Here is a 14,667-nt window from a genome sequence, read left to right on the forward strand (position 1 = left end):
TAGAAAAGCCAAGATCAATTTTTTTCTTGGCTTTTTTACAGTAGGACAAGATTTTATTTTTTCTAAAGTGTGGATTGAAGAAGGATGTTTCCTTTGAATACAATCCTGTTTTTACATTTTCCTTCTATCTTGTATTCGTTCTCTGTTTGCTCGACTTTTAATGTTATTTCTTCACCGACGTAAACAGGAGATGAGAATACAAGATTATATTGAAAAGGAATATTATTTGGTTTGAGAAAGACTTCAGAAATGATGCTCCAAACTTTTGCCATCGACAGCATACCATGTGCTACTTTCGTTGAAAATCCATGCACTTGAGCAGCTTTTTCATCTAAATGGATCGGGTTGTTATCTCCTGAAATTAGTGCGTATTTTTCAATAAGTTTTTCTTCAAGCGTAAATGTAATCATTGTAAACCTCCACAAACTAGATATGTAACACTAGAAAAACAAAGTATTTGATTGCTTGTATATACGTTTAGTACTTGCTCAACAAAAGCCTGATTGTGACGAGATCGATAGTTTAGTAATGATATGTCCGCAACATATGTAACGTCCATAAACATAAGACGATGAGTCGTGTTATGCTGTTTTCGATGAATGATAGGTTGTGGAAGCTTCCGTGGAAGATCTATCCATTGATACGCAATTACTGGCATGGTTGGTGGGAGGGGAATTGTTTCGAAACCATACATGTTTGCTAGTTCTTTACTTCGATAGATTGGATTATAATCTTCAATTGCTTCAACGAACTGTAAAATTTCAGATTGGTTAAATGTGATGTTATGTTGTTTTGTTTTCATGTATGAATCACCTCAAATAGGGTTGCAAGTCCAATTCCACCACCGCTTCCAATGGCCGCAATGACATACTTACTGTTTGGTCTTCGTTGTACTTCATGAAATAATCGTGTTACTAGCATTGCGCCTGAAGCGCCATATGGATGTCCGATCGTTAAGGCACCTCCACAAACGTTGATTTTCTCAAATGGGATATGTAGCTCTTGTGCACAGGCTACAATTTTGACGGCAAATGCTTCATTTATTTCAAATAAGTCAATATCTGAGATTGATAATCGGTTGCGTTCCAGCAATTGTTTGATAGCTGAAACAGGTGAGATAGCAGGGAAGTGAGGGTGAACCCCTGTAACGACACTATCTATAAAACGAAGCACTGATTGAAGGTTTAATTCGTTTGCTAGTTTCTCTTCCATTACTACTATAGCACTTGCACCATCATTTATACCGCAGCTATTTGTTATTGTAACGGTTCCTTGCTCCCTTACGAAAATAGCTTTTGCACGGTTTATCATTCGCTTCATATCCCTCTTTTGAGTAAAAGCCTCATCATTTTCATGCTCATCAACCGCTATTATTTCAGGAATAAAGAGCCCTTGATTGTATGCATTCCAACTTCGTTCATAGCTAAGCAAGGCGTATTCATCTTGCATTTCACGTTTGATTTTATATTCCTTTGCAACATACTCAGCTGCAAGACCCATGTCAGGGTCACCAATTGAATCAGGAGCAAAACGAGCTCGTGATTGATAAGGTGAAGTACTTGCACTTTCAACACCACCAGCTATATAGCATGTACCTGCACCACCTTGAATATAGTAACAGGCAGTTCGAACGGCTTCTAACCCTGCGCTGCATTGGCGGTCGATTGTCATACCTGGTATGGATAGGGGCAATCCTGCTTCCAACGCTGATAATCTTGCCATATTACCACCAGGGCCTACAACATTTCCTAAGATTACATCTTGGATATGAGATGTAATCTCTTTGCTCAAATATGAAAGAATGGGTGCCATTAGTTCATGAGGTTGATAGGATTGTAGCATTTTAGATTTTTTTCCTATAGGTGTTCGTTTTGCTTCTATAATGACTGCTCTATTCATGATGTATTACCTGTTTTTCAAGCATTTCTTTTAATTGAGGCCGTGAAATTTTGCCTCCAGCCGTTAATGGCATTTCCTCAATGAAAACCCATCTTCGTGGAATTTTGTAAGAGGCTAGTTGTTGTTTACAAAATGTTTGGACTTCTTTTTTCGTTATCGATCCTTTTATGATGGCAATAACGATTTGTCCCCAATAAGAATCCGTAGCCCCCATAACAATTACCTCATCTATTAGAGGGTGGGCGACTAATACCTTTTCAATTTCTTCTGGAAAAATATTAATACCGCCATATAGAATCATATTGTTTTCACGCCCAACTATATACAAGTAACCATCATCATCTAGATAACCCATATCATGAACCGTATTCCATCCATGTTCATCCTCTATCGGATGGATTGCTCCTGTATCTGAATGGATATAGCCTAAGAAGGTTAGCGGACTTTTAATATAAATCTTCCCAACTTCCTGAGGTTGAGCGATTTCACCGTTAGATTTGCGAATTTGCAGCAATACATTATGAAATGGTTTTCCAACCGATTCTTTAGGAGCTGACTGTGAGGCTAATGAAACGAAACTTAATTCACTTGCTCCATAAAATTCAAACATGTACCAAGTTGGATAGAGCATCTTCATTTTTTCTTTTGTTTCCTTTTGCCACTTAGCACCTGATGAAATAATGGTAATATTTTGTTCTATAGGTGTTTCTTTTCTCAAAAGCGCTTCAATCATAGTCGGTACTACATAAATATAAGAAATGGGAAATGTTTTTACATAGAATAGTAAAGTTGTAGCAGAAAACTTTTCTAATAGATATAACGTTCCACCAAGATATAGTGTACTAATCGCTCCGTATAAAAAGTGTGAATGAATAAGGGAACCTGGAATCAACACGTGTTCGGACTGTTTCATATGTAAATCTATCGTATTGCAAGTAAAGCTTTCTAACCAAGAACGATGTGATCGCACGAAAGCTTTAGGTTCCCCTGTTGAACCAGATGTAAAGCCTATATAAAAAGGTAGCTCAGAAGAGATTTCAGGCAACGCAGCTTCAGAAGTTTTTAATATCTTTTCCAAGCAATCTTCCCATAATAATATATTGTCATGTAATTCTGCTATTCGAGTCATTTCGTGTTTAGTTGTGACAATAATGGAAGGCTTACATAGCTTCAAACGTTTTTGTAACTCTTCTTTTTTCCATTTTCGATCTAATGGTGCCACAACCCAGCCAGCGGCCGTTGCACCTGCAAAAAGTTGCAAAAATGAAATATCATTTGGCAATAACAGAGCTATATTTTTTACATTAAAATGTTGTGATTGTAGCCAATTACCTGTTTTGTTTATGAGTGTTTGCCACCCTTGGTAAGTAATTGCTTCTTCTTTTGTTTGTATGGCAATTTTATTTCCAAACCTTTCACTATATTTGTTACAGGTATGTGTGATTGCAGCCATTTCCGTTCCTCTTTTCTTTAACTAGCTTTAAGTAACTGCTTTTGTATGACTGATTTTTTTCGCAATTGGTATACGATGTAAGAAGCAAGTGTCGCTTTAATTATATCTCCCGGAATATAGATTAAGCTGATTTTTATAGTGTCGACGATTGATAAATTCATTACGAAGGCTTGGACAGGAATACCTATGCAATATAGAAGAAAAACACCAACAAATAAATTGGAAACATATAATTTCATAAAAGTTAAATTCTTAATTCGAGATAGTGAAAAACCAATACAAAAAGTAATAATTGCATAACCAAAAATATACCCAGCGCTAGGTCCGACAAAGACGCTTAAACCACCACGACCACCTGATAATAATGGTACTCCGACCGCAACTAGTAGCAGGAATACAACTTGACTATAAAACCCTTTTTTAGCCCCAAGCAACCCGCCTGCTAAGAACATTCCGACAGTTTGTAATGTCAGTGGCACAGGTGTAAATGATAATGGAATAGGAGGAAAGAGACCTAGAACCCCCATAATTGCAGTGAATAAAGCAATACTCGTTAAATCTCGTACTTTCATTATAGAAAATATCCTCCTCAATTATATAGTGTAACTGACAGTAATTTTAGAGGTGATTTCATTATATGTCAACCGTGTTATATTTTAGTTAACATATTATTGAGAAGCTGACATTTACATATTCTTTTAAACCAATCACTTATGGGTAACGCCCATGATAAAAACTAGGACAAGTTGTCTTTTTCCAATATTTCTCGTCTATATGTTGTAGTTTGCGAAATGAACTCATACAATGAAGTTATGATTGAATGAATATAGAAGAAAGTTTGCCCTTTAGGGGTGAGCGCATCAAAAGCTCATATTCTATTGGATTAGTATATTGTAGAAAAGAGGATTACTTATGATTCAAGAAGCCATCGACTACATCCGTCGTTCAAAAAATATTGTAGTATTAACAGGTGCTGGAATGTCAACGGAAAGCGGACTACCTGACTTTCGTTCCAACGGAGGACTTTGGGATGGAAAAAAACCTGAAGAGATTTCGCATTCATCAGCTGTTGGATCAACAGCTTTTAAACATTTTTTTACAAAACGTATTATTAATCTTGCCGAACATAAACCGAATAAGGGTCATGATATTTTGGCAAAGTGGGAAGCAGAAGGAAGAATTAAAGCAATCATAACTCAAAATATTGATAGTTATCACCAAGAGGCGGGCAGTAAAAATGTGATTGAAATGCACGGTCATCTTCGAAATTTAATCTGCAATGAATGTGGTACAACTTACAGTAATTCAAAGTATGTTCAAGAAGATTGTGATGAATGTGAACGGGAAGGATGCAATGGGATTATTCGTCCTGAAGTGATACTTTTCGGTGAATACTTACCTGAGGATGCATGGTTTCAGGCAAATGAAGAAATAAACAATGCTGACCTAGTAATAGTTCTAGGTACATCATTACAAGTATTTCCGTTTAATACACTAGTAGAGAGTGCTTACAGCAATGGAGCAAAGATTATGCTTATCACGAAAAGTGAAACTCCATTTGACTATGTAGCAAGTGTTCGAATTCACGATTCTATTGGGAAAGTATTGAATGATATTTCGAACGAACTATAGTTGAAAAAGTGAATTTTTAAGTATATATAATTTGAAAAAGTAACTAATTAAGGAGAATTCTTTATGTCAAATACATTTCATTTAACAGCCCATGATAATCATAAAATTTTTGTGAGACATTGGCATGTGGATGAACCGAAAGCAATTGTTCAAATAGTTCATGGAATGAATGAACATTCTGAGCGGTATCATGAATTTGCTTGTTTTTTAAATCAAGCGGGATATTGCGTATATGCAACAGATCATCGTGGGCATGGAAATAGTGCTTCCCATGTTGAACGAATTGGTTACATCGGTGTAAACGGGTTTGAAGAGATGGTTAAAGATGAGAAAACCCTTTTTGATCATATTCAAAGTGAAACTTCATCTATACCACATTTTATTTTAGGGCATAGTATGGGTTCATTTATTACTCAGCGATATATTCAGTTATACGGAAATGAATTAGCTGGTTCTTTATTAATCGGCAGTGGTGGTAATCGATGGGATTTGCGTATAGGAGCAACTGTAGCAAATGTATATGAGAAATTAACAAATGACAAAAGATCAAAAGGTTTAGAAAAGCTTGTTTTCAATGGGTATCACACGCGCTTTAACAAGCGAACAGAATTCGAATGGCTTGCTAACGATTCTGCCATTGTCGATGAATACATAAAAGATCCTTATTGTGGGCACGTTTTTCCACCGAGCTTTTATCGTCAATTTTTATCCTTTTTACATATGATTTTCCACGATGAACATGTATCTCAAGTACCTGTTACATTGCCATTGTGTATTCTTTCAGGACAGGATGATCCAGTTGGGCAATTCGGTAAAGGTGTTGAAAGGCTTTATGAGCAATATAAACAACGAGGATGTAAAGACGTGCATTATATACTTTATCCTGGTGGTCGACATGAAATCTTAAATGATTTTGATAAGTTTGTAGTTTTTAAGGATATTGTTACTTGGTTAGATGAACATATATAGTCAGGGAAGTGGTGCGATAATCTATAAAACGATTCATCATTAAGATGAATCGTTTTATTCGTACTTATATTAAAAGCCTCATAGAAAAAGACAACTAGGTTTATGGTATCCTATTTTTTCTAAAAATAAGGGGGAGAATTAATTATGTTTTTTATAAGGACAATGACACTAAAATTTGCAGAAGAAATATTAAATTGGCAATATGAAGCTCCTTATGATTTTTATAATAATGATGTAAATGCTGACTCATTAAAGGATTTACTTCAAAATCCTTATGTTCCTATAGTAGATGAAAATGAAGAGTTAGTTGGGTTTTATTGTATTGGAAAATCTGCGCAAGTACCAATAGGGGTTACTATGGGGGCGTATTCAGCGGATTTAATTGATATAGGTATTGGAATGAATCCTGAATTAACTGGTAAAGGTTATGGTTCTATGTTTTTTTCATTTATTCTTCGTCTCGTACAAAAGGAATGCAATCTTCCCATTCGTTTAACCGTTGCTAAATTTAATAGACGAGCTATTCACCTTTATGAAAAATTTGGATTTGTTAAAGAAATGGAATTCAGTCAAGAGACCACAAAGTTTATCACAATGGTTAAAAGCTAACAAGAGCAAGTTAATATAAACAGTAATTACAGCAGATATATGATTTAAGTGAATATTGAACAATTGTAAATAATCTAAGTTGGTCGTGGTCGTTCAACTTGACTCGTATTCTCTAAGTAGTTTTACTATCTGCTGTAATGAATATAATCCTATTTTAAATCCAAATATTCTTGTTCAAGCATTGACATCACAATTAATGACTCATATTTATCATTGTAAAAAGCTGCATCACGTAAAATTCCTTCGTGTTTAAATCCCATTGACTTGTAAACATGTTGTGCATTTAAGTTATGTTCGCGTACATCTAACCATAGTCGATGGGCTTTGAGCTCCTCGAAACACCATTCTTGCAGCAGTTTGATTGCCATTTTACCATATCCTTTATTTCGTATGGCAATAGCGATTCGCATTAGTTCTATACTATGATTTGAATTGGTTAACCCTTGTAATATTGTGTATCCGACAAAATCATTATTAGTATCAAAAAATATTAAATGCGCTTGATCTTCGGAGGATAAAGCAGAAATATGCTGTTCAGGGCTCCATTGACTAACAAAATCATTATATGATTCTTCAAGTTTACGTATATTATCTATATCTTCGATTGTTGTTTTACGAAAGCGAAGCATTAAATTCTCACTCCTAATAAAAATATTTACATAGTAAATTAATTATTTGATAGAATATAAAACTCCTTGTTTAAACCTGCTTTCTCCCAAAATGCCATAGCTAATTCGTTATCCAGATCAACATAGACATGAACTAAAGAAATATCCTGTTGATTAAACCAATTCATTAAAGTGTCTACAATATTTTTTGCTAACTTTTGTCTACGATACTCTGGTAATACGTAAATTTCATCTACTTGTCCAATTAACATACCACTAACTAAATCTTGTTTCACAGAAGCGATACCATAACCTATAGTGTGTTGATTTTCATCCACTGCTATAAAAACCGCACCATGTTTTGAATGGATGTATTCTTCAGTCATTTTATAAATGGCTTTTCGATCGCTCTCATCTAACTCACATTCCGCAGTTTCAATCGTATTTTTATTCCATAAGTCTAAAATTTCTTTAATATAATTGTCGTTTTGTACATCATTGTTAAGTTGTATAATATTTGATTTCACTTTGTTTGCTCCTTTATTTTTTACAAATACTACCTTTTATCTCTATAGTAGTCTTAAACTTAAAATAAATCAAACTTTTCTGTAGTGCATTAAAAACAAGTGATACGATGATTTACAAATATTTTAAGATTGTTTTATGAGAATTTAGGTGGTAGGAGAATAGACAGTATAGAAGTAGAGATTGGTGGTAAGAAGCTTAATGAATTCGTATACGGTTGGGATGATTTAAGTAATTTACTTGATAAATAGTTATTAATAATAAGGAGCGATTCTTTATAATCTGAATCGCTTTTTTTGTAGTGCAAAATGGTTCGTTTTGTTAGTAGGGTACATTGAAATATAATATTCTGTGCTTAAACTGTTTGGAAGTAAAATCGGTAGTTGAGTAGATCGAGCTCTTGGTGTTAGAATAGCTTTGAAATAAAGTTGGATTAAACATCTTTCCTAAACACTTATATTTTGCCNNAACATTGCTCAAAATGGATTCCCGTTTTTGGAATCTGAATTTAGTTTTTTAAAAAAAAGATTGATCAAAACTCATGGGCAATCTATTACAAAATTTCACTTACTTGTACTAGATTAATCTATTCTTCAAACCAAAACAGAACTTCAATAGGTGCTTTCAAAACCTTCGCAATATCATAAGTAAGTTTGAATGAAGGGTTATATTTTCCGTTTTCGAGATTACCTATTGTTTCTCTTCTAACCCCAACCTTATTGGCTAAATCCTCCTGAGACATATCTAGCTTTATTCTATATTCTTTCATGCGAGTCTTAAGTGGCATTTTGCAGTCCTTTCTTTTCTCTACGCTCAAATATTTCTAAATTAATTATGAAGGTGCCTATTGGTGCGAAAACTGAAATACCAGCAAGCAATCTAATTATATGTAGATTTTCAAAAATAAAAACACTCAAGACTAGTATAATTCCTAGTACCATTGCTACGAAAAATGCTCTTGTAGCAGCGATGCGAATATGCAGCATAAAAAGCTCATCTGGTACTACTTTTGCATATGTGAAGAAGAAAAAGAAACTGGTTAAGAACCATGCCCACGTAATATCACCTAAAAATGAGAAAGGTCCCAACAATCCTAAAAAACCGATAAATCCTAAATAAGCTAATTTATTTTTCATATAATCCCCCGATGTGATATATTTCGCTCTTTCTGTTATAAATATATCACATTGTTTAAAAAATGAAAATGACTTAAACGTTGTTAACAAATGTTGAAGAGAACTTTTTAATCAATCTTTATTCTAAAGCTACAACAAATTAAAATACTCTAAAAAATTAAGAAACTGTTAAGGATTGGATAAAGATTCATTAAGAATTTTTTTCGTAGAATAAGATTGTAATTTAAATTACAATCTTTTTTTGTAGGTGGCGTTGCCGTGTCAGCAACGATAATAAATACAAGTAAATTGTGTAAAACATTTTCAAGCGGTGGTGATCAACAACATACACTGCTTAGAAAAGCCCGTCACCCAAGCTCCACCACACAATTTCTAACCGCTAGTTGCATAAATTGGTGACTTTACGGACAGGATCAAGATGCTAGAAAAGAAAATCTAATTTGACTATTTCCATCCCCTTAGAAAACTGGAAATTGCGTTAGACCAAGTTTCAAAAAATACTATACGAGGAGATGTAATAAGTGAAAAAGTTAATCGAATTTAAAGAAGTAACGAAAGAATACAAAATAGGAGAAGTGTTAATCAAGGCCCTTGATGGTGTTGATTTTTCCATATCTGAGGGAGAATTCGTCGTTATTTTGGGTGCAAGTGGTGCCGGTAAAAGTACGATTTTGAATATACTTGGAGGTATGGATACGGCTACCTCAGGTCAAGTGTTTGTTGATGATCAAGAAATAACAAGATTCAACGAAAAAAAATTAACAGAATATCGCGGTGAGAAAGTTGGCTTTGTATTTCAATTCTATAACTTAATTCCGAATTTAAACGCTCTAGAAAATGTTGAATTTGCCACTGAAGTATGTAAAAACCATCTGGATGCTAAAGATGTCTTACATAAAGTTGGATTAACGAATCGTATTAAAAATTTCCCTTCCCAGCTCTCTGGAGGAGAACAACAAAGGGTTGCTATAGCTAGAGCTGTTGCAAAGAATCCATTACTTTTACTCTGTGATGAACCAACCGGAGCCTTGGATTATGTTACAGGTAAGTCCGTTTTAAAGCTTCTTCAAGACTTGAACAAGGAAACGAATAAGTGTGTCGTTTTGGTCACACATAATTCCGCAATTGCTCCTATGGCCGATAAAATTATTAAGGTTAAAAGCGGAATGATAGAAAGTGTTACGATTAATGATGAAAAACAAAGTGTTGAAGGAATCGAGTGGTAATTATGAAACTATTTTTAAAATTATTAAGGGATATTAAACAATCTATAGGACAATTTATAGCCTTAGTTTTGGTTATCGCTGTAGGAGCTTTTTTCTATGCAGGTCTGGTAACTTATAGCAATGATCTAAGTGCTTATACTAAGGGTTACTTCAAAGAACATAATTTAAGCGACTTAAATGTGTATTATAATCAACTTTCCAAAGTTGATGTGGCTGGTTTAAGGAATATTGAAGGTATAAATAGAATAGAAGGACGTTATACCTTTGATGCCACGCAATCTTTTGAAGATTATAAAACTTTATTAAAAATCCATTCGATCCCTGTACAAAATGAAATAAACATGCCTACTATAATTGAGGGTATTATCCCGTCAAAAAAGGATGAGATCTTATTAGATTCTCATTATGCTAAGGAACATCATTATCGTGTCGGTGATCAAATCAGTATAAGTGCGAATGATAGAAATTTTACGTTTATAATTAGCGGATTGGGTGAGAATGTTGAACATGCAAAAAAGAACGAAATACAAGATCATAAAACCTACGGAATAGCTTATATTGCCGAAGAGACAATATCTGAAATCGTAGACAGTTTTTACTATAATGAAATCATGATTGATGCTCAAGAAGGATATGATATTGACAACTTAGGTAAATCAATTGAAGTACAATCCAAACAACTTACTTATTTGGATCAAGTAAGTAAAGAACGGACTTTCAATTATTTGCAAATTAATCAAACGATTTATAATAATAACTTGATGAGTAAGGTTATACCTTTAGTTTTCTTTTTGATTGAAGCGATTATCCTATTTCTTTCAATGTCAAGGATTATAGATTCTCAAAGAAATCAAGTAGGTATTATGAAGGCTTTGGGTGTAAGAAACAGAAATATTATGCTTCATTACATGGGATACCCTGTGCTGGCAGGTATAATAGGCTCAATCATAGGTTATGCCATTGCTGCTATTGTTTTTATTCCATTTGTAACTGCTTCGAGTGCAAGAGCCTACTCAATTCCTGAAATTCAATACACTCTTTCTTATTATTCGATTATTCCTCCCATTCTTTTCTCTAGTGTTTTTGGACTCCTATCTTGTTACTTAAGTGGTAGAACTATATTAAAAGAACGTGCGGCTCAGGCTATGCGCCCTAAACCTCCAAAGAAGATGAAAAAGCTATTTATAGAAAGAGTTCCTGGTATTTGGAGTCATTTTTCCTACAGTTACAAACTCATTTTGAGAAACATATTTTTAAATAAACAAAAAGCTTTAGCGAGCTCAATTGGTGTTGTTATAAGCACTGTAATATTGATAACTGCTTTTGGCACTCAAACGGCCTTGCTAAAAGTAGCTAACCAAATTGAAGATGTTTTTACGTATGATTTAAGAGTAGATTATACGAAGGGGACATCTTCTGATACGATAAAACTACCCTCCGGTATTAAAAATAGTTATATTTTATCCACCTTTCCTGCTGAATTCATAAAAGATGATGAAAAAGAAAATACCACTCTAGTTGTTACTGAAAAAGAAAACAATCTCATTCATTTCTTTGACGAAAATGACAATAGGATATCTTTAGAAGATAATGGTGTGCTGGTACCCAAATCTTATGCTGACAAATATCATATTTCAGAAGGGGACATAATCAAAATAAAGTTCATAGCACCAGAGCTTAAAAATAAATCTGTAGATATGAAGGTTCTAAATATATCTACACAGTATTCGAATCCGTCGTTTTATAGCACACCAGCCTATTTAAAGAGCTTTGACATAGACTACAGTCCAACTTCTCTTTTAGTTGAAGCAAATAGCCCTTCAGATCTTATAAGCGTTCGTAACTTCTTTGAACAAGATCATCATGTAGATAATATTGCAGATAAGAATGATCTAAAGAAATCAGCTCAATATATTTTGAAACAAAACAGTTTTGTATTTATCATGTTTATCATTTGTGCAGTCATACTCTCCTTTGGCGCCATATATACGATATCTTCCATAAACATTTATGAAAGGAATCGTGAGCTTGCAACACTTAAGGTCTTAGGCTATCAAAAAAATAAAATAAACAGACTTATATTTTTTGAAAACATCATACTAACCACATTTGCGGTAATTGTAGCTTTACCGATAACTGACTATGTTTATACAATTATAGTAAAAGCACTGTCTAGTACCCATCAACAAATCCCAGATAAATTAACTATTTTTATCATATTAGTTTCAATTATTTTTGCGTTCTTACTTACCATTCTATCTAACTTACTACTTAGGAGAAAAGTTAATAAAATAAATATGATTGAATCATTAAAAAGTATAGAATAAATTTTTTGAGGAGAGGGGACAAAAATGGGCTGTTTCACCCTTATGTGAAAGTAAACCGTGCCAAAATGGCGACGATTATTGCCAAATGGAATAGCTTGGCAACGCGTTGCAATCGGTTCGTTTCTCTGCTACGGTTTGGCATTGGGTAGAAGATGGTTTTCGCCTATTTTCACAAAAAGGAAAACTATTAAATAAACTTCAAATTCCGGAACAGTTTTAAAAAATGTGTTCACAAAAACGTTTCCTTACAACCTTGTTTTTTTGCTTCTGTTTGACCAATTTCCTCCTTGAAAAAGAAAAAGATTAAAATGATCGGTTAGCCCTCGTTTTACAAGTTATCCAGCACTTTCACCCCTGCTGGATTTTCTTTGGTTAAATCATGCATAAACTTCTCAAAGTTAAGAAATAATACTAGTAGGTTACCCTCTTCAGAAACCGAAAGATGAAAACTGTGATTTTGAGAGTACTTCTGTACATGGAATATTCTCATCCAACTCAGGATTAGAGTATGTGTTTCTACAGCATTTACAGCACCTACATAAGTTAGTGTTTTTATTGTTGATTAATGTGTCTAGTACAAGTTTCCGCCTTTTCACATAAGTTGTAATGCGAGATTAAAAGGTGGTTTTATAATGAGTTGTAATTGTAGTAAATGTAGAGAGCGTCCTGGAGAAAGGGATGATGAAATTATCACTTGTCCTACTCAGACTGAAGTAAGAACCAGAACACAGGAACGAGTCGTTAAACACATCCATCCTAAAGAGATCATTCATGTACACCGTACACTGATAAAGCATAAACAGGAGTACCCCGTTCACGAAAGAGACGTGTACGAGACAGTTGTTGAAGGTGATGATAGTGGTTGTGGTAAACATCATCATGAAAATCATGAAAGTACTAGAAAACATGAAAGTCACTGCAGTAAAAAAAAAAACTCTTTTTGGAATTGGTAAATGTCTTTTGCACCCTTTAAGGGTGCTTTTTATATTCAAATTAAATGTTCTTTTTCATATCGAGGTGTACTCTAATTAGGGTATAGTAAAAATTTTTCCTTCATTAAACAATGCACCAAGAATCCGAAGTATCGCGTCAGGAATTTCAGATGGTATAACACCTATTACTTTCTCTAAACAATTAACCTACAGCAATAAACGTGTATATAAGGGTGCGACACCGATGTTAGTTAATCTGGATGAAAATGTGGACCATAAATTAAAGGTATGGGCTGATGATGGAGCTGGTGGAATATCAGTAATTGCAGAACGAAAATTCAGAGTTAATCACAATAGACCACCTGTTATTCCTAGTATAGATGAGGAGTTAGGAACATTAACTCAATCTCCTTCCATTACGTATCAAGTAAGTGAATTAGAAGGTAACGGAATCACGGTTATTGAAAGAATTAATGGACAAGTACTTAGAACGTTTACAGCTACAGCAAATACAGATTACACAATAGAAATACCTTTAGATATGTGGATTCCTTACAGTTACAGCAATACACGCAGGTAGAACATATACTTTCACAAGAACGGAGGATACGATTCTATTAGAATTAAATGATCCATTCCTAACTGATATTGCTGCAACTAGAATCTTAGTCACGCCTGATGTATATGTACCGATTGGCAGCGCAATCTTGATTGAAGCTTGTAATAATGCCTTTGACGAAGTGCCAACTTGGGAAGACATCACAAACATGGCTATGGGTAAAAGAGGGTATTCCTTCATAAATGCAACCAAGATAGCAAAAATTGGGGTATTAATATCCGTTTTACTCTAAGTAAAGGGATAACTAGTCAACAAGTACGACTATATTGATTTGGAGGTGCTTTTGACTAATGATTATAACTAATGTTCAAGCATTAAGTCCTCTTCAGGAGCAAAAAGAAAATCAAGAAATATTAGCTGCAGTGGGGCAAGAATTAGTTACGTCTTAATGAGATCACTGAAGAAGAATACAAAGTCATTACTGACGATGAATATGTAACAACAAAGTAAACACCCATAGAGGTGTATTTTTTATTGAGTAAAGAGGGCAATAACTGTTGCAACACCTAGCAAAATGACTAGTTATGACTATAGCCCAGAACAATTAGGCAGTAATCTATACCTCCTTAAACAAGGACACATACACTATTTGGAAACAATACGAGGAGGAGATAGAATATGGAAAGACAATTCTTTGGAGGTTATGGCATGGGTTATGGTGGTTTTCCAGGCACTGGCATGGGTTATGGAGGTTTTCCAGGCGCTGGCATGGGCTATGGTGGTTTCCCAGGC

General features: G+C 34.3%; 16 protein-coding genes. 7 read left to right on the plus strand and 9 right to left on the minus strand.

Annotated elements, in window-relative coordinates:
- Positions 1-62: 62 nt before the first annotated feature.
- The 5 genes from V7014_RS18655 to V7014_RS18675 are packed head-to-tail and all read right to left on the minus strand — an operon-like array spanning position 63 to position 3,924.
- Entirely contained in the window at positions 63-410 is a 348-nt protein-coding gene (locus V7014_RS18655) for a MaoC/PaaZ C-terminal domain-containing protein (protein WP_335509134.1), read from the minus strand.
- Positions 407-802: an FAS1-like dehydratase domain-containing protein gene (locus tag V7014_RS18660; protein ID WP_335509136.1), complete on the minus strand. Its 396-nt coding sequence runs from the start codon at positions 800-802 to the stop codon at positions 407-409. Before V7014_RS18660 ends, V7014_RS18655 begins: the two co-directional genes overlap by 4 nt.
- The gene (locus V7014_RS18665) at positions 799-1,899 is read right to left on the minus strand and encodes an acetyl-CoA C-acyltransferase (protein WP_335509138.1); all 1,101 of its coding nucleotides are present in this window, start codon (positions 1,897-1,899) and stop codon (positions 799-801) included. Before V7014_RS18665 ends, V7014_RS18660 begins: the two co-directional genes overlap by 4 nt.
- Positions 1,892-3,352 (minus strand): AMP-binding protein, encoded by a 1,461-nt coding sequence (locus V7014_RS18670; RefSeq protein ID WP_335509140.1) that lies wholly within the window; start codon positions 3,350-3,352, stop codon positions 1,892-1,894. The genes V7014_RS18665 and V7014_RS18670 overlap by 8 nt, the downstream gene beginning before the upstream one ends.
- 17 nt (positions 3,353-3,369) lie before the next feature.
- Positions 3,370-3,924: a biotin transporter BioY gene (locus V7014_RS18675; protein WP_335509142.1), complete on the minus strand. Its 555-nt coding sequence runs from the start codon at positions 3,922-3,924 to the stop codon at positions 3,370-3,372.
- A gap of 340 nt (positions 3,925-4,264) precedes the next feature.
- Between V7014_RS18675 and V7014_RS18680 the strand changes: the two genes are divergently transcribed.
- The 3 genes from V7014_RS18680 to V7014_RS18690 all read left to right on the plus strand — a co-directional run bounded on the left by V7014_RS18680 (position 4,265) and on the right by V7014_RS18690 (position 6,562).
- On the plus strand, positions 4,265-4,984 hold the full coding sequence (locus V7014_RS18680; RefSeq protein WP_335509144.1) for an NAD-dependent protein deacylase: 720 nt from the start codon (positions 4,265-4,267) through the stop codon (positions 4,982-4,984).
- A gap of 63 nt (positions 4,985-5,047) precedes the next feature.
- Positions 5,048-5,953 (plus strand): alpha/beta hydrolase, encoded by a 906-nt coding sequence (locus V7014_RS18685; RefSeq protein WP_335509146.1) that lies wholly within the window; start codon positions 5,048-5,050, stop codon positions 5,951-5,953.
- Positions 5,954-6,115: 162 nt separating this feature from the next.
- Complete coding sequence (locus V7014_RS18690) at positions 6,116-6,562, plus strand: GNAT family N-acetyltransferase (protein ID WP_335509148.1); 447 nt, start codon at positions 6,116-6,118, stop codon at positions 6,560-6,562.
- A gap of 149 nt (positions 6,563-6,711) precedes the next feature.
- On the opposite strand, the gene V7014_RS18695 is transcribed toward V7014_RS18690, so the two are convergent.
- The 4 genes from V7014_RS18695 to V7014_RS18710 form a co-directional block, all read right to left on the minus strand.
- The gene (locus tag V7014_RS18695; RefSeq protein WP_335509150.1) at positions 6,712-7,191 is read right to left on the minus strand and encodes a GNAT family N-acetyltransferase; all 480 of its coding nucleotides are present in this window, start codon (positions 7,189-7,191) and stop codon (positions 6,712-6,714) included.
- A gap of 38 nt (positions 7,192-7,229) precedes the next feature.
- Positions 7,230-7,697 (minus strand): GNAT family N-acetyltransferase, encoded by a 468-nt coding sequence (locus V7014_RS18700; RefSeq protein WP_335509152.1) that lies wholly within the window; start codon positions 7,695-7,697, stop codon positions 7,230-7,232.
- A 584-nt stretch (positions 7,698-8,281) separates the two neighbouring features.
- Entirely contained in the window at positions 8,282-8,482 is a 201-nt protein-coding gene (locus V7014_RS18705) for a helix-turn-helix transcriptional regulator (protein WP_335509154.1), read from the minus strand.
- On the minus strand, positions 8,472-8,831 hold the full coding sequence (locus tag V7014_RS18710; protein ID WP_335509155.1) for a DUF3796 domain-containing protein: 360 nt from the start codon (positions 8,829-8,831) through the stop codon (positions 8,472-8,474). The genes V7014_RS18705 and V7014_RS18710 overlap by 11 nt, the downstream gene beginning before the upstream one ends.
- 521 nt (positions 8,832-9,352) lie before the next feature.
- Here V7014_RS18710 and V7014_RS18715 point away from each other — a divergent pair.
- The 4 genes from V7014_RS18715 to V7014_RS18730 all read left to right on the plus strand — a co-directional run bounded on the left by V7014_RS18715 (position 9,353) and on the right by V7014_RS18730 (position 13,896).
- A complete protein-coding gene (locus tag V7014_RS18715; protein WP_335509158.1) occupies positions 9,353-10,057 on the plus strand; it encodes an ABC transporter ATP-binding protein in 705 nt (234 codons plus the stop codon).
- A gap of 2 nt (positions 10,058-10,059) precedes the next feature.
- Positions 10,060-12,384, plus strand: a complete 2,325-nt coding sequence (locus tag V7014_RS18720) for an ABC transporter permease (RefSeq protein ID WP_335509160.1) — start codon at positions 10,060-10,062, stop codon at positions 12,382-12,384.
- Between the two features lie 632 nt (positions 12,385-13,016).
- Positions 13,017-13,337 carry a CotD family spore coat protein gene (locus V7014_RS18725; protein ID WP_335509162.1) on the plus strand — a complete coding sequence of 107 codons (321 nt, stop codon included), beginning with the start codon at positions 13,017-13,019 and terminating at the stop codon, positions 13,335-13,337.
- A gap of 223 nt (positions 13,338-13,560) precedes the next feature.
- Positions 13,561-13,896 carry a hypothetical protein gene (locus V7014_RS18730; protein ID WP_335509164.1) on the plus strand — a complete coding sequence of 112 codons (336 nt, stop codon included), beginning with the start codon at positions 13,561-13,563 and terminating at the stop codon, positions 13,894-13,896.
- Positions 13,897-14,667: the final 771 nt, after the last annotated feature.

This window comes from Bacillus sp. JJ722 (genome assembly GCF_036963345.1).
In the GTDB taxonomy this organism is placed as follows: domain Bacteria; phylum Bacillota; class Bacilli; order Bacillales; family DSM-1321; genus Bacillus_AD.